We start from the raw sequence: 19,249 nt of genomic DNA on the forward strand, positions 1-19,249 counted from the left end.
CACCTATAATAAATATAAATGAAATGATCTATATGGAGGCGATCGTAATCATGCAGCGAAAGAATATACTGTATTCCTTCCCTATACTGATTGTAATCCTTGCTTTAATTTTAGGAGGATGCAGCACAAACACTGATAAAAAGGAAACGCAGGCACAGGCTACGAAAAAAATTCAGGTTGAGAAAAATCCAGTTGTTACAATTGTCATGGAGAATGATAAGCAGATTAAGGTGGAGCTATATCCTGAAGTCGCTCCGAATACAGTCTTGAATTTCATTTCCTTGGTGCAAAAGGGCTTTTATGATGGATTAACGTTTCATCGAGTTATTCCTGGTTTTATGATTCAGGGTGGGGATCCTGAAGGCACAGGTACTGGCGGGCCTGGGTATACAATTAGAGGGGAATTTAGCTCGAATGGATTTAAGAACAATATCAAACATGAGACAGGGGTCATTTCGATGGCTAGATCCAACAACCCAGATTCTGCGGGATCCCAATTTTTTATTATGGTAAAAAACGCACCCCAGCTTGATGGTCAATATGCTGCTTTTGGTAAAGTAATTGAGGGGATGGAGACAGTTAACGAAATTGTAAATGTGGAACGGGATAGTAAGGACAAGCCGATTCACGAACAAAAAATGAAGAAGGTGACGGTAGAAACCTTTGGTGAAAAGTACAATAAACCTGAGGTTATGTCAAAATAGTTTTTTGTTGGATCGAAAGAAGATACATGAATCTTCCTTCGATCACAACGTTTTTTATACTGTAGGAAAGTATAAATTTCCATTAAGAAATAGTTGTCTTATTTAAGCGCAGATTCGGTAGCTTTAACTGCATACCCTTCTTTGCTGCTCTTGCCATCTTGACGGTCATGGTTCTCCTGATTTTTTTCCATATACATATTATATACATCCTCTGCAGTCAAACCGACCTTCATAGATAAGCTTGGTAGAAAGTGCCATAAATCAATAACTTCTTTACGCAGTTCCTCCATATCTATTTCTTTTTCATTTTTCCACCATTTCCATGGTAATAACTGGCGGATTTCTTCGATTTCAGAATCCATTGCAACTGTAATACCCAAGACCCAATCAGCTACGTTTTTGTCAATTTGGCGTTCCTCAATAATTTTGTCGTCTAGTTTCTTTTGCAAAGCGAAGATTGTTTCTAGTTTATCCATTAGTGTGATCCTCCTGTAACTCCTCGTGTTCTTATATTCCTACCTTCTTTACCATACAATAATTTAATAACATAGAACAACAAAAATAAATAGAAAGAAGGTAGGGATGTGTCCATTTTCCGTCGTAGTGAAGTTCTTAATTATTATTGCATAATTATTCTCATGTTTTGGACCCTTAATTTTTTCCTAAGTTGCCATATTACTGTAATTTCCTGTATGAAACAAATATTAACCTTCATAAGATTGCTAATCGTTGGATGGATTTGTCATGCCTGCTGATAAAATAAACTTCATTGCGTCTTCTGACTTTATATCAAGTACTTCAATATCGTTTTTCGGAACAAGAAACGTTACTCCGGCCACTTGGAATGTTTGCGGGATGAAAACAGCAACATATTCCTGTAAAGGCTCATATAGCATATGCAGCTCTTCGGATGTTACAAATCCAAGACTTTTCATGTTTGTCCCCGGAATAGTTACAAGTACAACCTTAGAAAATGAACGTTTTTTTCCTAACAATGATTGAAGGATGTCTTGAATAGAAGTGTACAATACTTTTACAAGGGGAACTCTGCGAAACAAACGGTCTACTAAATTTAAAATCCCCTTTAACACATAATGAGTTGACAGCCAGCCGATACATGTAAGAAACACTATCGTCACGATGATCCCTATTCCTGGTACATAGGCTTCCCCTATATACTTTTTAATAAATTTACCTACTATCCCATCTAGGAATGTGAATGTTGCAAACAAAACATACACGATTAAAAGGATTGGAACAATTGTCAAAACCCCGTTTAAAAAATGCTTCAGCCAACGTCTCATGTAGATGAACTCCTCTCATCACAGAAATAACAGTCTATTTTATATATTATTGTCTAACCTGTAGTAAAATGTAAATAAGTAAGCTGTGTTGTGTATGGATCATGGGAATGAAGCTAAAAGTTGTAGTGATGTATCGTGCTTCAAGCAGACAAATAAGAAAAAGACTACGGTTATTCTTCGCCTGTTTACTCGAATAGCGGAAATTCTAAAATATAAAAGTATTCCTGTTTTTAAATTTCTTGCTTTAATTTTAAGGTAATATTATTTGCGAGCGAAAGGTGAATTAGGTATATAATTGAAGAATCAAAAGAGAAAAGGTGTTTTCGATGCAAACATATATTGTAGTTGGAGCTGGAATTCTTGGGGCATCTACTGCATATCACCTCGCAAAGGCAGGAGCGAGTGTTATAGTAGTGGATCGTCAAGATTTAGGACAGGCTACTGATGCGGCAGCGGGGATTATTTGTCCTTGGCTTTCGCAACGCCGCAACCAAGCCTGGTATCAATTGGCGAAAAATGGAGCGAAATATTATACTTCTTTAATTCAGCAATTAGAAGGGGATGGTGAGACAGACACGGGTTATAAACAAGTAGGGGCCATTAGTATCCATACAGAGGATGAGAAGCTGGATAAGATGGAGGAACGCGTACATAAACGGCGTCAGGATTCGCCGGAAATCGGTGAAGTTAATAGGCTATCAACGACTGAAACTAAAGCTTTGTTTCCGCTTCTAGCTGAACAATATAGCTCTGTTTATATAAGCGGTGCAGCCCGTGTAAACGGAAGAGCTCTGCGTGAGTCTCTTTTGAATGCCGCTAGAAAACATGGAGCCAGCATTCTTTACGGAAGTGCAAAGTTAGTTCATAAAAATAACAGAGTTATTGGGGTTCAGGTAGAGGACAGGATGGTATTAGGAGATCAGGTTATCGTAACGGCCGGTGCTTGGGCAAATGAGTTATTGCAGCCGCTAGGTATTCATTTTTTAGTAACTTATCAAAAGGCGCAAATTGTGCATCTTCACATACCAGATATGGATACTAGCGCATGGCCCGTGGTTATGCCTCCAAATGACCAGTATATTCTCGCGTTCGAGGACGGGCGAATCGTTATAGGGGCCACACATGAAAATGAAACCGGAATGGATTACCGAGTGACAGCAGGCGGACTGTATGAAGTTTTTCATAAAGCATTGTCCGTTGCTCCAGATTTGTCAAATGGTACGGTACTTGAGACAAGGGTAGGGTTTAGGCCGTTTACACCAGGATTTCTCCCGGTGATTGGTGCTTTACCGGGTTATGAGGGAGTGTTGGTAGCTAACGGGCTTGGGGCTTCAGGATTAACAGTTGGACCTTACCTAGGTTCCGAACTTGCAAAGCTTGCTCTTGGTCAATCAATAGAAATCGAACTTAATCACTATAGTGTAGCTGGAGCAATTCAAGAACTAGAACATTAATATGTCTTCATATACCTAATGAGGATTCGAGTAGTATATAGACTTAAAAGGAGTTTGGATAGGAACATCAATCCGAACTCCTTTGTGTGTTAGTTTATTGCACCCGAAAAGATTAAGGTTAAAAATGAAACAAAAAACAACTATTCCTGTTCTTGTAATAGAAACATAATTCGCTTATCCGTAAACTGTTGAATATCACTAATGATATCGTATCCCCAATTTATAGCATATTCTAAAGGTTCATCCTTTGTTTTTGTCTTGTATCGATAAGAGAATACAAAGCGTGTTTGCGATACATCATTTTGAAAGTAATCCATTATTAAATATGGATACTCTTCTATGGTTTCCTTCATTTTTTCTATGTAATCATCATATAAAGCGTTGTTCTCCCAAGCCTCATGGGAACCAGTTGCTTCAAATAAAATACGGATTTCGCTGCTGTTTAGCACGTAAAGGGAAAAGGATATATTGATAGCATGCGTACTTGTAGTCCAAGTACCATCTGTCATTACTATAGGAGTGTTGAGAGGGAAAAGGGAAGCTGACTTAACACGTAAGAAATTTGCAGATGCTCTAACTGTCTTCCCATCAAAGGTAAGCCCTTGACCAGCAACAGATGTTGCAGGTAAAACGTCATATGCATTTTCAACTGTGTCAAACTTTCTATAACTTGAAGTATCAGAGCTTGAACTGTTTAGAAGTGTAAAATATTTGTCTATATCAAACTCATTTTGGTTAATAATTTTTATTTCTGCACATGCTTCAATATAAATCGGAATATAGGTTTTATTTTTTTTGTAATTGATAAGGTAAGCAGGAATCCCCGTGTAGGAACCATCACTATTACTAAGTAGGTTTACGCTTGAATGCAAAAGAGGGTATATTTCGCCCCTTTTCAATACTACTTTTTCTGCTTGATTGGTTTGGTCGGTGTGATTCACTTCAAATGAATGTGTCACTAATAGTACAATGCCTTGGCTTAGATCCATATTTTCACCCCTCCTTGTTGTCGTATTATTACTTTTACTATATAACTCATCTATTCTCCTCCTTACTTACTTAAACTTCTGTAATTCATTTTTGTTTTTAATGGTACATAAATTAGGGAATATAGCAGCTTCAATCAAGGGATTTCACTTTAAGGGTATAAATTTCTGACGAGAAGTTGATTTGATGTATTAAGAAGTGTTAAGGGGAACCGCGCCTCTGTCTTCGCCCAAGAGCGGGGCTTGTCAGTCAGCGAGTTTTCTTTACACTGTATGAAAAGATAAATTCCCAGCTGGAAGTTCATTCGACGTAGTGGGGAATTTTAGGAATACAGTATAAGTGCAACTACGCCTCTGTCTTCGCCCAAGAACGGGGCTCGCCAGTCAGCGAGTTTTCTTTATCATTTGATTTTGCTCTCCTGCATATATGTATAACCACAAGAAATGAAAACGGGGGTGCAATCAATGAATTACCCAATTTATAATCAAGACCGCCCGCATAGATGTGAAGAAATATTTCGATATCTTCAAACATTTCCTCATCACATTGTCTACATTTCGAAAAATTTCCGTTCTAAGGGCCAACAGCAGCTGCAATCCACTCATATATATCCAAGGGATGGATTATCGATAGAACTACATTGGGAATGTCAGTCTATTTGGATTCCCTCTAAATTATCTACTATGGGGAAATTACTCAGGATGCAGGAGGAAGACCTCATCACATTAGTTGATTTTAAAATTTTACGTTTTTCTAAAAGCCACTCCTTATCACATCGATCTTTATTAGATACAGCAACTAGAAATCTATATTATTCTAAAGTTCTTCAAAATACGGAAAGACAACTCTACACGCAGCAGGAATACGAGCTGCTTGAACATCAAGTGAGGGAACCAAGCTCTATCCCAGATTTGTTTTTTATATTTTTAGCAGATGAGATAACAAAAGCCATTGAATTTGAAAAGTATTATGAGAATGAAAAGAAAAAGACGGAAGAATAAAGGAAACAGACAGAATTTGCTGTATGTTCGGGGAGCGTAGCAGTAAAGGATAACGGTTGGAAGGGAGGTAGCATTGCTTATGCAAGGAATGCTACCTTTCTTGGTGATAAAAAGGTGTGCTTGTGAGGATACCTTACATATACACCTGAAATCTTATCAAGTAAATAATTTGTCTAAATACAAGGTGAACTTTTCATCCTCTAAACAGGCTTCACAAATTTGCAAATCGTTTTGATCTAGCCGTTGCTCCAGTTCTTCCTGCGTTATACTACAAAGGCAAGCTTTATCAACTCGTTCCATTTTTCTCACTTCCTTGGTTCTATACTTTAATTAATGAGCTCTGTATGTATAGCTTGACCAAAATCATCATTTTCAATCTCCTTCAAAACAAGTTGTTCGCTTCTGGTCGTCTTTAAGGAATAAAGCATAATTTCAATGAAATAATAAGATGGAAGACAATACATTATAATTGTACAAAAGCACGGAAATTGGAGGCGCAATAAGATGACAGACAAACAGCAGCAAAAAAGGCCGCTTGGATCACCTGGGGAGCGGAACCAGCAACAATATCATATGGATTTACCGCCGGTTAACTTTAAAAAGAACAGCAATGTTGTTTCTAACCCTTATGAGGATGATTTAAAAATGAAGAATTAAACCAAAAAACCACGCTAGCCAAAAAAAGTAGCGTGGTTTTTTGCGGCTGCGAGAATAAATAAATACATTAGTGATTGGTATTTGTGACGAAAATGTGAACGGAATAAAAAATCATGTTAGATTTTATTACAACAAACGACATATTATACAAGGTTGATAGTATGATACATTCATGAAAATAAGAGAGTCATCAATTTTATGTTATTAAATATGACATTATAAAAGCAAGGCAGGTTGATACGATGGAAGAAAAAAGAAGAACCTCAATACTAATGTTATCTACAATGGCAATGATAGTCTCATTTGCTGTTTGGTCGGTCTTCGCACCTATCGCTACAAAAATTCAGCAAATGTATCATTTAAGTACAACAGAAAAGAGTATTCTAATAGCTGCCCCAGTTTTGTTAGGATCTTTGTTGCGTATTCCCATGGGAATTTTGACGGATCGCTATGGCGGCAGGAGAATATATGCTCTAACATTATTATTTCTTATAGTACCCATGATTGGAGCCGGATTTACTCATTCCTATGAGATGCTATTATTCTGGGCATTTCTTATCGGTATGGCAGGAACAACATTTGCTATTTCGATTACATACGTGTCCAGATGGTATCCTCCACAAAAACAAGGTCTAATTCTTGGGATTGCAGGTATGGGGAATTTAGGATCAGCAGTAGCAAACTTTCTAGTTCCTGTGATCTTTGCTTCCTACGGTCTTCCTTGGGTATTTTGGGGATTGGCATTTGTAACAGGGATTACGGCTATCATCTTTTGGTTTGGAACAAAAGATATACAGATTTCGGGTGGAGCGAAGACATTAAAGGAATCTTTGTCTGTATTAAAGTTTAAAGAAACATGGTTATTATCTATTTTTTATTTTCTAACTTTTGGAACCTTTGTTACTTTTAGTAGTTATTTACCTACTTTGTTATCTGAATTATTTAACATTACAGGTTTAGCGGCAGGAATCAGGGCAGCGGGGTTTGTTGTGCTTGCTACACTTATCCGTCCAGTTGGCGGGTATTTATCTGATCGATTTGGAGCTAAGAGATTATTAAGCGTTGTTTTTTCTGGTGTATTGTTATGTAGTATTTTCATCGCTTTTACTATAGAAAATTTAATTCTATTTAGTGTAGGGTGTGCCATAATTGCTATCATGGTAGGGATAGGAAATGGATCTGTTTTCAAGATGGTTCCTGAAATCTCCTCGGCAAATACAGGGGCAGTAACAGGTATTGTAGGTGCCATCGGAGGCATTGGAGGCTTTTTTCCTCCTATTGTCCTTGGCCTGGTAAAGGATGCAAGTGGAAGTTATTTTTTAGGATTTGTATTATTAGCTGCTTTTTCTCTATTTTGTTTAATCCTTAATTACACAGGAACCAATAAAACAAAAACAAGTATAAGTGCTAATCTGAATAAAAGTGCATGAACTATAAGAGGTACGAGGAAAGTTATAAAGGGGTTAAAAAACAGTTTGCTTTTAATTATTTAAAGTTACTCATTAGACGATATATTCTAAAAATCAGTAAAACAAAAAGAAATACTGGATCTCCTATCTAGGGAGGCAGTATTTCTTTTTGTTTTACTTTAGTAAGAGGTAAATTTCCCGCTAGAAACGGATTTGATGCATCTGGAAATTTTAGGAGCGAAGTACAAGTGCAACTACGCATCTGTCTTCGCCAATCGGCGTGGTTTCTTTATCAAGAAGGATTTATAGATTTCAAGCATTGTATAATTTCAATTACCACAACATTTTACAACACGTAAAAATAATTTCATTTACTGAAATATAATTATTATAAAAAAATAATTACAATTAATCCATTCTAAGCTAGTCAAACATTTGTTGACAAGATAAAACCCAAGCAATAGAATTAGGAAGGAATTCTGGTATTTACGTTTACTAATATTAAAAATATTTAAATTTTTACAGACAGTTTTAGAGAACTATTGAATAGAGTTTCATTTGAAAATTTCATATTTTGAAAATGGGTGCAAGATACAATTATTTTAGGTTTTATCTGCTTAAATGGGAAGTCGGTTACAATCCGACACGGACCCGCCACTGTGTTGGGGATCAGCACATTATGCTGATAATTTTCAGAAAAACCACTGGGTTATGCCTGGGAAGGTCTGAAAGATATACCCTTAGTCAGGAGACCAGCCTATTTTAACATCACTGTTTGACCTACGGGATACTAGGAAGGTGGTTAGTATGCACTAATGACCATATGTCTGGACTAATACTGCATTTGGACTACATAGACATAATAAGTCTTATTTCGTATGTTAACTTACTGAGCATTTCTGACCTCCTATAATAGGCAGAGATGCTTTTTTATTTGTAAAAAATCGCAAATGGAGGATTGTACATGAGAAGAAGTAGGAACAAAAAACATGCATGGGTTATCTGGATGACTACCATTGTTTTCACGCTATCACTAGTCGGATGTGCTGCATCGCCTGAAGCAACAAAAACGGATAAAAAAGAAGCCTCCGCAAATATAGCTTCTAGTAAAACATTGACGATGGCTTTCGCCTGGAGTCCAGCAAGTCTTGATCCACATGGCAGCGATAGCTGGGAGATCATGCGCTCTGGTGTGGGTGAAACTTTAGTAAAATTAAATGAACAACTGGAGCCAAAGCCTTGGTTAGCAAAAGAGTGGAAGCAAGAAAATGAAACGACATGGGTATTTACCCTACAGGAAAATGTACGCTTTCACAACGGGAAGAAAATGGATGCAGAAAGTGTGAAAAATTCTTTGCTGCGCTCAATAGAAAAAGACCAAAAAGCAAAGGATTTATTGCAAGTGAAATCGATAGAAGTATTGGCTCCAAATCAACTGAAAATCGTGACCGATCAGCCAAATGCAGCCTTGATCCCACACTTGGCTGATCCTTCTACTATCATTGTTGATACAAAAACAATCGAAAATAAGCTCAGCTATCCTGCTCTTACAGGTGCTTTCAAAATCAAGAAATTCAATAAAGACGAGTCGCTTGTTGTAGAGCGCTATGAGGATTATTGGGGAGAAAAAGCGCGCTTATCAAAAGTGACAATCAAATATATTGCCGATGGAAATACAAGATTAATGGCTCTGCAATCTGGAGATGTTGATGCTGCAACGGATATTCCAGTTGATTCTATCGAAGTATTGAAGAAGGATAAAAACATCGAAGTTTTAACCGCTCCGTCTCTGCGGACGCACATGTTGCTGTTTAATATGAAGTCTCCTTTATTTAAAGAGTTGGCTTATCGAAAAGTTATCGATATGTCCATCCCGCGCAAAGCTATTGTCAGCTCGGTTATGAAGGGGGAAGGAACGGAGGCGAAAAGCCCGTTTGCTGAAGTCTTGCCATTCGGTAAGGTGGAAAAAGTCAAAGAAACGCAAACAATCGACCAATTGATGAAGCAAAGCGGTTGGGAGAAAAATGCAAAGGGCATATGGGAAAAACAAGGGAAACCATTTGAAGTAAAGATGTTAACTTTTCCGCAACGACCAGAGCTATCCGTCATGGCAGAGATCATTCAAAATGAATTGCTAAAGGCGGGCATACAAGTAAAGCTTCGCCAAGTGGAGAATATCGACGAAGTCTTAGCTAATGAAGATTGGGATTTATCCATGTACAGCATGTTGACGGCACACACGGGCGATCCACAATATTTCTTAAACATTTTCTATCGTTCTACTAGTGAGTCGAATGTGAGCCACTATGTCTCACCTGCCCTAGACAGCATGATTGATCAACTGAATCAAACAAGTGATGCTACAAAACGTAACGGATTGGCTGTAGAAATTCAAGAACAGATTAATCAGGATTTCCCACAATCGTTTATCGTTCATCCTAAGACGATTTTTGCTGTTAGAAGTGGAGTCAAAGGCTTTACTCCTCTTCCAATTGAGTATTACTATAATAACGCACAAGTTGATGTGAAGAAGTGAGAAACTGAATGGTACGCTTCTGGATAAAACATATTGCGCAATTGTTATTTGTGATATTGTTCACCGCTACCTTTACTTTTCTGCTGTTGAGGTTAGCTCCGGGCGACCCCGCCTATATCTTGCTCACAAAGAATGACATTCCTGCGTCTGAAGAAGCATTAAGTGCGGTACGCAAAGAGTTGGGATTAACGGAGTCGCTAGGGAGCCAATACGTACAGTGGATTATGGATATTTTTACGTGGCAGTGGGGAATCTCCTATGTTTCTAAGGAACCTGTATTAGAGGAGCTGCTTAAACGGTTACCGGCAACTATTGAACTGGCTGCTGCTGGATTGCTGGTGATGATGTCAGTTACCTTAATTATAGGGATCTCCACTGCTATTTATTCTACTGGCTGGCTGGATCGAATGGGGAGAGTCATAGCTCTTTTAGGCTCTTCCATTCCTTCCTTCTGGCTTGGATTTTTATGTATTTATGTTTTTTCTGTCCGGTATGGATGGCTGCCCCCAATGGGGCGTGGTTCTTGGAAGCATCTTGTTTTACCGGCCTTGACACTTGGATTAGGAATGGGTACTGTTTACGCCCGTATATTACGATCCAGTATGTTGGAGATGATGAATCAAAGTTTTGTAAAAGCAGCGAAGGCAAGAGGACTATCAAACAGCCGGATTTTATTATTTCAAGTTTTTCGGCATGCCGTCCTGCCTATTGTGACGATGCTAGGAACGAGCTTTGCGTTTATGTTGGGCGGAAGTATCATTGTTGAGTCAATCTTTTCCTGGCCGGGTTTGGGTAAATACATTATGAAAGCAATTCAGCTTCGGGATTATCCTATCATTCAAGGCTATGTCATTTTATCCTCTTTTTTGTTTGTGATTATCCACATTCTTGTTGATTTTATTTCTGTACTTATAGACCCGCGTCTACGGATTTGATAGGAGGTCCATTTCATGAAAAAGATTTTATTTACCACTAATAGAAGTTTGCTAGCAGGGGTTGGATTGCTTATATTGATTATGTTATTGGGTGTTTTTGCTCCATTTATTGCGCCTCACGATCCTTTAACAGTTAATCTTTTTAATAGATTATCACCGCCCACTTGGGTCTATCCGTTCGGCACAGATCACTTGGGACGTTGCATATTATCAAGGATCCTGTACGGAATCAGAATCAGCGTGACCTCCTCGTTTTTGATTATGCTGTTAACTTTGCTAATTAGTCTTCCTATCGGGCTATTAACGGGATACTTACGCGGACGTACTGATTATTTTTTTATGCGGATGGTCGATAGCACACTGGCTATTCCTGATATTGTATTGACTATCGCGATTGTCGGTATATTAGGACCAGGTCTGTTTCATTTAATTCTAGCCATCACTATTGTTCGGTGGGCTAATTATGTTCGGTTCATTCGCAGTCTTGTTCTAAATATTTGCCAAGAGGAGTATATCCTGTCAGCTCAGATGTCAGGGAATTCACGCATGCGTATCATGCGGCGTTATATTCTCCCGCAAATTGGTTCGCCTGTCGTCATTTTTGGGGCATTGGATATGGGCAGGATTGTCCTGTTGATTGCAGGACTTTCCTTTTTAGGATTAGGTCCTCAGCCGCCGACGCCAGAATGGGGTGTGATGTTGCATGATGCTACGGCATATTTTCAATTGGCTCCTCATGTAATGATTTTTCCAGGTCTGGCCATTTTGTTTTTTGTTTTGTGTTGCCAATTAATCAGTGAACCGTATCAAAAAGCGAGTTCAGCCATTCCAAAAGAGGTGTGAAGTGACAACATTTGCTAATTCTCTGTTACGCATTGAACAGTTAGAAATTTCTTGTCAGCATGATGGCAAGTGGAGACCAATTGTCCAAGATGTATCGTTTCAAGTATGTCCGGGAGAGATAGTCGCTCTTACTGGTCCCAGTGGATGCGGGAAAAGTTTGACGGCACATGCTATTGTTGGGTTATTGGAAGCGGGATCGAGGGTGACAAATGGTCAGGTTTTTTATCAAGATAGAGATATTCTTACTTATAATATTCATGATTGGCAGCAGCTTCGGCGTGAAGAGATTGCTCTGCTAATCCAACACTCTTTAAATGGGTTAAATCCGATTCGTACGGTCAGAAAACAGATGGTGGAAACAGTCTTACAACGGAAACAGAGCACTAGCAAAAAAGAATTAGACATGTATTTATGTTCACTGTTACAACAAGTTGGATTTACAGATCCAGAATCTGTTTTAGCTTCTTACCCCTTTCAATTAAGCGGAGGTATGCGTCAACGAGTTTTATTGGCAATGATGGTAAGCTTACAGCCGAAGATACTCATTGCTGATGAGCCGACAACTGCTCTGGATGTGATCAATCGCGAAAGGGTTTTATCCTTACTGAAGAAATTGCAACATGATTTTGGGTTGGCAGTTTTGCTTATCTCTCACGATCAACAAAGTGTAAAGAGACTTGCTGATCGCGTTATCCAGATGGATCGAGGTGCGATTATTAGATGACACTGCTTGAATTACGTCATGTCACAAAAGAATATCCAATAGGACCAAGACGATTGTGGTTCCAGCAATGTCCGACTCTACAAGCTGTCCGACAGGTGGACCTAACAGTGGAAAAAGGGGAAAGTCTAGGATTAGTGGGGGAGAGCGGAAGCGGGAAAAGCACGCTAGCCAAACTTATCATGAACTTGGAATCCATAACATCAGGTCAAATTCTACTGAGTGGACAAGCCGTTAATGGGAAGCAAATAAAGAAACGTCAACTTTACAAACGAATGCAACTCGTGCTGCAGGATTCATCCGCCTCGCTATATCCCAAAATGTGCGTAAGTGAGATTCTAGAAGAACCGCTTCGCAATTATTTTCCAGAAGAAAATAATCGCGAAGAATTATGTGTGGAACTTGTGAAATTAGTGGAGCTTGATCGTTCCTTTTTATCTAGGTATCCACATCAATTAAGTGGAGGTCAAAAACAGCGGGTGTGTATTGCCAAGGCCCTAGCTGTGCAGCCAGAACTCATTATCTTTGATGAATCCATCGCCAGCCTAGATCAGCCATCTCAAGCATCTATCATTGAGATGTTAAAACGTATTCAAAAGGAAAAGCAAATCGCCTATTTGTTCATAACGCATGATTTGCAATCCGCACAACAATTATGTGACCGGATTTCTGTTATGCATCAAGGGGAGCTCGTGGAAACTTTGACTCAGCTGGAGTGGGATTTTCAACAATTCCAGCATCCGTATTCGCGTTTATTATTTCAAACTCTTAATCTGGATTAATACCTTTCGAAAGTGCAAATATAATTGGATTCATCAATAAAAAATAAAACATGATAGTTTTGATTAAAACCAAAACTATCATGTTCGCTAGGCTACTCAGATTGAATTAGTAGTAGCGTTTTTTACAACTACAGCTATTGTCAGATTTATGATCATAGCCATAATCAGATTTATAGCCGTAGTCTTTCTTATGATCATAGCCAGAATCAGATTGATAACCGTAGTCTTTCTTATGATCATAGCCAGAATCAGATTGATAACCTTCACCATATGGGTAATAAGGTTCGAAACAACATTTGCAATAACATTTCTTCACGTAGTACTTTTTGTAAGAATAGTCATAGCATTTTTTCTCTTCCTTTTTGCACTCGTCATCGTGTTTTTCATATTCATATCCGTATCCCATTCATATTCACCTCCCTATGAAGTTGTCTTGTTACATTGGTAGTATATGCATGTCCAACTTTAATGGTTAGTATTTTTAACGTTTTTGTGCATAAGTTTAGTAGAATGTTAAGGTTATTATAAGAATACCCAGAAAACGCCCTTTGTCTACATATACAAAAGGCGTTTTCTGGGCGATTATTCAATCCTAACTTTAATTTTAGTTATAGCATTATAACCATATCCCTTTCTATTCCAGAAGGGGCTGGTAGGTTGGCTTTGATTATGCGAATCGGTTGCTTTGACCATAATTGTATAATCCCCTTTTTCCAATACAACCCATTCGTATGACCAGGAAAACCATCTATAGCGTTCCTGATCTTGATTCATAATATTTGCATATGACCAAGTTTTTCCGAAATTCGTACTAATCTCAACCTTTGAAATAACTCCCTTACCTGTCCAAGCAATACCTTTAATGATATGCTTGCCGGTGTCGAGAACTTCCATGTTTAGAGGTCGCTGTATAGTAGAATTCACATTTATTGTTGTGACAGGGAAAGAATTATCATCATTCTCTTTGTTTGGATAATACATGTAATCAATCGACTGAAACGGCCCTTTAAATGGGGAATCAACGATACTAACTTGCTTAATCCATTTTACGGAGGCCATTCCATACCATTGTGGAACAATTAATCTTAACGGGTAACCATGCTTAAAAGGAATAGGTTGATCGTTATATGCATAAGCAATTATGGTGTCAGGGTGAAGAGCTTTTTCCAAAGGCAGGCTCCTGGCGTAAGTATAGATGTTATCTAGGTCAGTTCTCTTGCCATAATCATAACCTTCCACTACAACTTCTGTTGCACCTGCTTGTATTCCTGTTAATTCAAGAAGGGTCCTTAGGGGAACCCCTTTCCATCGTCCTTGACTAATACCACCATTTTCCCATTGTTCACCAAATACCTTTGGCTCGAATAAACTACGCTTATTTCCAGCACATTCTAGGACAGCTGTGATTGTTCTTGAAGGTAACTTAAGGATGTCTTGCGCGGAAAATATTCTCGGTGATACAACCGAGCCGTTTATGGGCAGCCAATAGTTTGAATAAGTAAGTGTTGGATAGGAGAAATGATTTCTCCTATAGAACATTTTATGATCGATTTCATCTCCAGTAATAAAATGTATCGGTGTTTCTTGATTCTCTGGATGCAATTTGCGTACAATGAGGGATGGCTTTGCACCTGGATAACGTGAACTTGACATATCTGCCTCCTAGATAAAAAAGTTGTTGATTATATATATGTTTGTAGATCTATCCATTTGTGAACAGCTTCAAGTTTTAAAAAATAATATAGTGCAGAATGTGGCTAAGAATCGTCTCAATTGTTTGAACATTTTTAAAAAGTTGTTATGATAATCTTGAATTAACAACTGACCAAAAGGATGCTGAAACTGTTGAAACAATCATCCGCATCGCTAATATGTTTTCGGGTAATAATACAGTTGAAGATCGTATAGAAGCATTTGTAGGGCAAGAAGGAGAACAACGAATTGAGTTGAATAATGGTTATTTAGAAACAGATGGTAAAGTGACTAAGCTGTATTTAGAGACCTATCCTTTTTAAAATATTGCCAAAAAAGGCATAACTCCTCACTTGTTGAGGTGATTATGCCTTTTTAATTCCATGTAAGGGGGATTTTTCTATTGTCTATATGCAGCCTCAAATGAGTTTTCACCAGCATGAACGGAGAGGAGAGTGTCGGCATATCCAACTAAGCGATTGACCAGTTCATCTGCAATGGCATAAACAAGAGGGTGGAGAGTTGTATTATGTAAGGCGGGATCATCTAGGATAACAGTTGTATTGATAAACACATCTCGATTGCCATAAAGATTATAGTGAATAATCGCTTTTCCCGCGGCTCCTCCTGTTCGATAATCTTGAAATCCGGGAAGAAAAACATACCATTCTTCTGCTGTGGCAGACCGGAAGTTTTTTGTGAATGTCAAGCCATGGATTGTATGTTCAATTTGCTGTTTCATTTCTGGACTTACTGTATCTATAGTATTATCTTTCATAAAAATCCTCCTGCATTTAAGCGAGATATCTTCACTGGTTATAAACTTTCTTTTTTTCTCTATAGTTTATTTTGACATTTCCATTGTTTACTTTGCTTGAAGGGATACGAGAGATTGAAAGGAGGTCAATGAGGTTACCCGGAAACAAATAAGGCAGTTGTTGACAAAAAGCTCATAGTGCCGCCAACCGCCCCTTTAGTTATTTGAGAGTTTTGTCTTTTTCCTCATGGGATATTATTTTTGTATTGCTAATAATCTCTTTAAGTTCACCTTCATCTCCTTTAGCATTAATAATTTCAATAATCTGGTTTAACCCTGCGCTTGTTTCATCTATTTTATCTGTTTTATGTTTCAAGATAGCAACCCCCTTTTTATGTTAGAATGACCACTTCTCTAGAAACTATTTATGTAAATACACCCGAATCTTCTAAAATGATATTAAAATCTGCCCCAACTCTTGTTTTTCAATGTATAAGGAGAAACCTTGTAAGTTCCTCCCCTATCAATTCAAGCATATCTGTATGAAAATTTAGATGGTTTTTCTTTGCTCATCATATGGTAAGTCTTGGTTTGAAAAACGTGTTAATAATGGTTCAAACAAGTTTGCAATTTCCCTTTCAGCACTTACGATAGAGTCGGAACCATGAACAATATTTTCTTGTTTACTGTTTGCAAAGTCTCCTCTAATAGTCCCAGGAGCTGCACTTTCAGGGGATGTGCTTCCTATCATAAGACGGGAGACTTGGATAATGTTTTCTCCCTCCCATACCATTGCAAAGACAGGACCAGATGTAATGAAATCCACCAATTCCCCAAAAAACGGTTTTTCCTTATGTTCCATATAATGAAGTTCCGCTTTTTCTTTTTCGATTACCATAAGCTCAGCTCTCAATAACTGAAACCCTTTTTGTTCAAAACGTTTTACGATTTCTCCAATCAAGCCTCGTTTTACACCGTCAGGCTTAACCATAATAAATGTACGTTGTAATGTCATATTATTCACCTCGTTATAAAATTCACAACCAATTCCCTTTATAAGGAAAAAAATTCTTCCTTAAGTTTGGAAGAGCTGTTGTCAGAATAATTTCTCTATGAACATTATTACAACTATTCCATTTTTTATAACATGCATGTTATAAAAAATGATTGAATATGCCAGTTTTCTCTGGATTTCCTAATGTTTTTTTGTGAATTGAATGGATTGGGTCTATTTATAGTCATTGAAACACATCAAAAAACAACCACTTTTTTGGTAATTGTATATAATGGAGTTATGAATGTAGAAAAGGAAGTTGAATTATGAGACGTAACATCAGAATAGTAGGTATGGGCATGTATTTGCCAAAAAGAAAGGTAACCTCTGCGGAAGTAGATGCCATCATTGGCACGAAAGAGGGCTGGTCAGAAGGTAAAACCGGGGTCAAAATACGGTACTACGTAGATGGAGAAACTTCATCTTTTATGGGTGCGGAGGCAGCTAAAGAGGCGGTGAAGGATGCTGGACTTACATTTTGTAATATTGATTGTATTATTTCTGGCAGCGGAACAGTACAGCAGGCAATTCCTTCTACAGCTTCCCTTATTCAGGAACAATTGGGACTTCAGCATTCGGGAATTCCATGCTTTGATGTAAACTCCACTTGTTTGAGCTGGGTAACAGCACTTGATATGATTTCGTATGCGATTGAAGCAGGAAGATACAAAAACATAGTATTAGTTTCTTCAGAAATTTCTTCTGTGGGATTAAACTGGGGACAGAATGAAAGCAGTATATTGTTCGGAGATGGTGCCGTTGCTATGGTAATTTCAAAATCGGCAAGTGGCACTGCTGGCATTATTTCTTCCCATATGGAGACATATAGTGCTGGTGCGCATTTGTCTGAAATTCGTGGGGGCGGTACTATGATTCATCCAAGAGAATATAATGAAGAAACAAAAGAGGATTTTTTATTCGATATGGATGGCCCGGCTATATTCAAGTTATCTTTGAAACTTCTTCCTGACTTTGTAGAAAAGGTATTTCAAGGCACAAACCTTTCTCTAGACGATGTTTCCATGGTTGTCCCGCACCAGGCAAGTGGTCCTGCTATGAATTTGATTCGAAGAAAACTTGGAATCTCGGAAGATAGATTTATGAAAATTATTGAGAATTATGGAAATATGATTTCCGCATCTATTCCGCTGGCTTTTTACGAAGGGGTAAAACAAGGAAGAATTAAGCGTGGAGATACAGTATTCCTATTAGGCACATCAGCTGGCTTGTCCATTGGAGGAGTATTGCTTGAGTACTAGTTGTGAACCTAAAAACATTTTGGTTACTGGTGCTCGAGCACCAGTAACTTTGCATTTATGCAGACTGCTGCAATCTCAAGGCTTACAAGTGTATGCTGCGGACAGTTGCCCTTATGCGGTAACAAAGGTGTCAAATGCGGTGAAGAAATTCTTGCAGGTCCCTTCCCCAAAGTTTGAGACAGCCTTGTTTGTTCAGACCATGACAAAAATAATTGAAGACTATCATATTGATCTGATTATTCCTACTTGCGAGGAAACATTTTATATTGCAAAGTACAAGGAATATTTCGAATCGTACTGCAGTGTGCTAGTAGATGATATCGACACATTAAATGTACTTCACAATAAGGCTGAATTTATCCGTTTTACAAATGAATTCGGGTGGGATGCGCCAGTTACAATAGAAACGGATGGTTCCTTTTCCTATCAAGAAAAAATAGAACAGCTTCATATAAAAGAGTTTGTCTTGAAACCAGTATATTCCCGTTTCTCAGATAGCGTTCGATTTGTTACAAAATCAGAGTTATTATCGCAGGAAAAGCTTTTAGGGGTAGGGTGGCTCATTCAAGAAAAGCTAGATGGAACTCAATATTGCTCTTATACAATTGCAAAAAACGGCAAGCTTCTTGCCCATTCTGTATATCAAACAGAATTTACAGCTGGTCTTGGGGCAACCATTGCGTTTCAACATACAGAATGTGATCCTATTTTTTCATTTGTTTCAATACTCGTTGAAAAGCTGAAGTATTCTGGTCAAATTGCTTTTGATTTTATCGTAACAAAGGACGGTAAGGTGTATCCGATTGAATGCAATCCAAGAACAACCAGTGGGTTACATTTGTTTTCCAGCGATATTGTTTCTGTATTTGTAGGAACAAATACAGAAGATGTGTTATTTCCCAATAAAGAAACAAAAATGGCTCTTACTTTAGCTTTGCTCTTATACGGAGGTTCGTTCCTGCGGGATGTAAAAGTTAGAAAGCGTTGGTTTCAAGTGATTACTTCCCATCGGGACATTACCTACTTACATAGGGACAAAAAGCCGTTTTTTTATCAATTTTATAGCGTATGTAAACTTTGGAGAGAAAGTAGAAAGAGAAACATCTCCCTATTGCAGCAAACAACGTATGATATTTCCTGGGACGGTGAATAAG

General features: G+C 38.1%; 21 protein-coding genes and 1 riboswitch. Of the genes, 12 read left to right on the forward strand and 9 right to left on the reverse strand.

Annotation, left to right across the window (positions count from 1 at the left end):
• Positions 1-50 precede the first annotated feature (50 nt).
• The gene (locus AAHB12_RS10625; RefSeq protein WP_342045292.1) at positions 51-704 is read left to right on the forward strand and encodes a peptidylprolyl isomerase; all 654 of its coding nucleotides are present in this window, start codon (positions 51-53) and stop codon (positions 702-704) included.
• 98 nt (positions 705-802) lie between these two features.
• Here AAHB12_RS10625 and AAHB12_RS10630 read toward each other — a convergent pair whose 3' ends face one another.
• Positions 803-1,180, reverse strand: a complete 378-nt coding sequence (locus AAHB12_RS10630; protein ID WP_342045293.1) for a dUTPase — start codon at positions 1,178-1,180, stop codon at positions 803-805.
• A 246-nt stretch (positions 1,181-1,426) separates the two neighbouring features.
• On the reverse strand, positions 1,427-2,008 hold the full coding sequence (locus AAHB12_RS10635; protein ID WP_129726290.1) for a DUF502 domain-containing protein: 582 nt from the start codon (positions 2,006-2,008) through the stop codon (positions 1,427-1,429).
• Between the two features lie 326 nt (positions 2,009-2,334).
• On the opposite strand from AAHB12_RS10635, the gene AAHB12_RS10640 reads away from it, so the two are divergent.
• The gene (locus AAHB12_RS10640) at positions 2,335-3,462 is read left to right on the forward strand and encodes an NAD(P)/FAD-dependent oxidoreductase (protein ID WP_342045294.1); all 1,128 of its coding nucleotides are present in this window, start codon (positions 2,335-2,337) and stop codon (positions 3,460-3,462) included.
• Between the two features lie 140 nt (positions 3,463-3,602).
• On the opposite strand, the gene AAHB12_RS10645 is transcribed toward AAHB12_RS10640, so the two are convergent.
• Complete coding sequence (locus tag AAHB12_RS10645; protein WP_342045295.1) at positions 3,603-4,451, reverse strand: hypothetical protein; 849 nt, start codon at positions 4,449-4,451, stop codon at positions 3,603-3,605.
• Between the two features lie 462 nt (positions 4,452-4,913).
• Here AAHB12_RS10645 and AAHB12_RS10650 point away from each other — a divergent pair, with 462 nt between their 5' ends.
• Complete coding sequence (locus AAHB12_RS10650; protein WP_129726287.1) at positions 4,914-5,450, forward strand: hypothetical protein; 537 nt, start codon at positions 4,914-4,916, stop codon at positions 5,448-5,450.
• A 156-nt stretch (positions 5,451-5,606) separates the two neighbouring features.
• On the opposite strand, the gene AAHB12_RS10655 is transcribed toward AAHB12_RS10650, so the two are convergent.
• Positions 5,607-5,750, reverse strand: a complete 144-nt coding sequence (locus tag AAHB12_RS10655; RefSeq protein ID WP_165350673.1) for a hypothetical protein — start codon at positions 5,748-5,750, stop codon at positions 5,607-5,609.
• 204 nt (positions 5,751-5,954) lie between these two features.
• Between AAHB12_RS10655 and AAHB12_RS10660 the strand changes: the two genes are divergently transcribed.
• The 7 genes from AAHB12_RS10660 (at position 5,955) to AAHB12_RS10690 (ending at position 13,333) form a co-directional block, all read left to right on the forward strand.
• Positions 5,955-6,107 (forward strand): hypothetical protein, encoded by a 153-nt coding sequence (locus AAHB12_RS10660; RefSeq protein WP_165350672.1) that lies wholly within the window; start codon positions 5,955-5,957, stop codon positions 6,105-6,107.
• A 242-nt stretch (positions 6,108-6,349) separates the two neighbouring features.
• Positions 6,350-7,537 (forward strand): MFS transporter, encoded by a 1,188-nt coding sequence (locus tag AAHB12_RS10665; RefSeq protein ID WP_342045296.1) that lies wholly within the window; start codon positions 6,350-6,352, stop codon positions 7,535-7,537.
• Between the two features lie 544 nt (positions 7,538-8,081).
• A riboswitch (cobalamin riboswitch) is annotated at positions 8,082-8,291 on the forward strand.
• A 189-nt stretch (positions 8,292-8,480) separates the two neighbouring features.
• Positions 8,481-10,052, forward strand: coding sequence for an ABC transporter substrate-binding protein (locus AAHB12_RS10670; RefSeq protein ID WP_342045297.1), 1,572 nt, complete (start codon positions 8,481-8,483; stop codon positions 10,050-10,052).
• Positions 10,053-10,060: 8 nt separating this feature from the next.
• Positions 10,061-10,987 carry a nickel ABC transporter permease gene (gene nikB, locus AAHB12_RS10675; RefSeq protein WP_129726284.1) on the forward strand — a complete coding sequence of 309 codons (927 nt, stop codon included), beginning with the start codon at positions 10,061-10,063 and terminating at the stop codon, positions 10,985-10,987.
• 15 nt (positions 10,988-11,002) lie between these two features.
• Positions 11,003-11,830, forward strand: a complete 828-nt coding sequence (locus AAHB12_RS10680; RefSeq protein WP_342045298.1) for an ABC transporter permease — start codon at positions 11,003-11,005, stop codon at positions 11,828-11,830.
• A gap of 1 nt (position 11,831) precedes the next feature.
• On the forward strand, positions 11,832-12,554 hold the full coding sequence (locus tag AAHB12_RS10685; protein ID WP_342045299.1) for an ABC transporter ATP-binding protein: 723 nt from the start codon (positions 11,832-11,834) through the stop codon (positions 12,552-12,554).
• The gene (locus AAHB12_RS10690; RefSeq protein ID WP_342045300.1) at positions 12,551-13,333 is read left to right on the forward strand and encodes an ABC transporter ATP-binding protein; all 783 of its coding nucleotides are present in this window, start codon (positions 12,551-12,553) and stop codon (positions 13,331-13,333) included. The genes AAHB12_RS10685 and AAHB12_RS10690 overlap by 4 nt, the downstream gene beginning before the upstream one ends.
• Before the next feature lie 106 nt (positions 13,334-13,439).
• On the opposite strand, the gene AAHB12_RS10695 is transcribed toward AAHB12_RS10690, so the two are convergent.
• The 5 genes from AAHB12_RS10695 to ndk all read right to left on the reverse strand — a co-directional run bounded on the left by AAHB12_RS10695 (position 13,440) and on the right by ndk (position 16,797).
• Entirely contained in the window at positions 13,440-13,739 is a 300-nt protein-coding gene (locus AAHB12_RS10695; protein ID WP_342045301.1) for a hypothetical protein, read from the reverse strand.
• Positions 13,740-13,915: 176 nt separating this feature from the next.
• Entirely contained in the window at positions 13,916-14,986 is a 1,071-nt protein-coding gene (locus tag AAHB12_RS10700; RefSeq protein ID WP_342045302.1) for a sulfite oxidase, read from the reverse strand.
• Positions 14,987-15,425: 439 nt separating this feature from the next.
• Positions 15,426-15,803 carry a hypothetical protein gene (locus AAHB12_RS10705; RefSeq protein ID WP_129726277.1) on the reverse strand — a complete coding sequence of 126 codons (378 nt, stop codon included), beginning with the start codon at positions 15,801-15,803 and terminating at the stop codon, positions 15,426-15,428.
• Positions 15,804-16,002: 199 nt separating this feature from the next.
• Positions 16,003-16,158 carry a hypothetical protein gene (locus AAHB12_RS10710; RefSeq protein WP_165350654.1) on the reverse strand — a complete coding sequence of 52 codons (156 nt, stop codon included), beginning with the start codon at positions 16,156-16,158 and terminating at the stop codon, positions 16,003-16,005.
• A 174-nt stretch (positions 16,159-16,332) separates the two neighbouring features.
• Positions 16,333-16,797, reverse strand: coding sequence for a nucleoside-diphosphate kinase (gene ndk, locus AAHB12_RS10715; protein WP_342045303.1), 465 nt, complete (start codon positions 16,795-16,797; stop codon positions 16,333-16,335).
• Between the two features lie 305 nt (positions 16,798-17,102).
• Between ndk and AAHB12_RS10720 the strand changes: the two genes are divergently transcribed.
• Positions 17,103-18,095 (forward strand): beta-ketoacyl-ACP synthase III, encoded by a 993-nt coding sequence (locus AAHB12_RS10720; RefSeq protein ID WP_342045304.1) that lies wholly within the window; start codon positions 17,103-17,105, stop codon positions 18,093-18,095.
• Positions 18,085-19,248 (forward strand): ATP-grasp domain-containing protein, encoded by a 1,164-nt coding sequence (locus tag AAHB12_RS10725; protein WP_342045305.1) that lies wholly within the window; start codon positions 18,085-18,087, stop codon positions 19,246-19,248. Before AAHB12_RS10720 ends, AAHB12_RS10725 begins: the two co-directional genes overlap by 11 nt.
• The last annotated feature ends 1 nt before the right edge of the window (position 19,249 follow it).

It is taken from the genome of Bacillus sp. OTU530 (assembly GCF_038440375.1).

Excerpts from the sequence above, each read along its gene's own strand:
- AAHB12_RS10625 (WP_342045292.1), top strand. The coding sequence starts at position 51 with ATGCAGCGAAAGAATATACTGTATTCCTTCCCTATACTGATTGTAATC.
- AAHB12_RS10630 (WP_342045293.1), bottom strand. The coding sequence starts at position 1,180 with ATGGATAAACTAGAAACAATCTTCGCTTTGCAAAAGAAACTAGACGAC.
- AAHB12_RS10635 (WP_129726290.1), bottom strand. The coding sequence starts at position 2,008 with ATGAGACGTTGGCTGAAGCATTTTTTAAACGGGGTTTTGACAATTGTT.
- AAHB12_RS10640 (WP_342045294.1), top strand. The coding sequence starts at position 2,335 with ATGCAAACATATATTGTAGTTGGAGCTGGAATTCTTGGGGCATCTACT.
- AAHB12_RS10645 (WP_342045295.1), bottom strand. The coding sequence starts at position 4,451 with ATGGATCTAAGCCAAGGCATTGTACTATTAGTGACACATTCATTTGAA.
- AAHB12_RS10650 (WP_129726287.1), top strand. The coding sequence starts at position 4,914 with ATGAATTACCCAATTTATAATCAAGACCGCCCGCATAGATGTGAAGAA.
- AAHB12_RS10655 (WP_165350673.1), bottom strand. The coding sequence starts at position 5,750 with ATGGAACGAGTTGATAAAGCTTGCCTTTGTAGTATAACGCAGGAAGAA.
- AAHB12_RS10660 (WP_165350672.1), top strand. The coding sequence starts at position 5,955 with ATGACAGACAAACAGCAGCAAAAAAGGCCGCTTGGATCACCTGGGGAG.
- AAHB12_RS10665 (WP_342045296.1), top strand. The coding sequence starts at position 6,350 with ATGGAAGAAAAAAGAAGAACCTCAATACTAATGTTATCTACAATGGCA.
- AAHB12_RS10670 (WP_342045297.1), top strand. The coding sequence starts at position 8,481 with ATGAGAAGAAGTAGGAACAAAAAACATGCATGGGTTATCTGGATGACT.
- nikB (WP_129726284.1), top strand. The coding sequence starts at position 10,061 with ATGGTACGCTTCTGGATAAAACATATTGCGCAATTGTTATTTGTGATA.
- AAHB12_RS10680 (WP_342045298.1), top strand. The coding sequence starts at position 11,003 with ATGAAAAAGATTTTATTTACCACTAATAGAAGTTTGCTAGCAGGGGTT.
- AAHB12_RS10690 (WP_342045300.1), top strand. The coding sequence starts at position 12,551 with ATGACACTGCTTGAATTACGTCATGTCACAAAAGAATATCCAATAGGA.
- AAHB12_RS10695 (WP_342045301.1), bottom strand. The coding sequence starts at position 13,739 with ATGGGATACGGATATGAATATGAAAAACACGATGACGAGTGCAAAAAG.
- AAHB12_RS10700 (WP_342045302.1), bottom strand. The coding sequence starts at position 14,986 with ATGTCAAGTTCACGTTATCCAGGTGCAAAGCCATCCCTCATTGTACGC.
- AAHB12_RS10705 (WP_129726277.1), bottom strand. The coding sequence starts at position 15,803 with ATGAAAGATAATACTATAGATACAGTAAGTCCAGAAATGAAACAGCAA.
- ndk (WP_342045303.1), bottom strand. The coding sequence starts at position 16,797 with ATGACATTACAACGTACATTTATTATGGTTAAGCCTGACGGTGTAAAA.
- AAHB12_RS10720 (WP_342045304.1), top strand. The coding sequence starts at position 17,103 with ATGAGACGTAACATCAGAATAGTAGGTATGGGCATGTATTTGCCAAAA.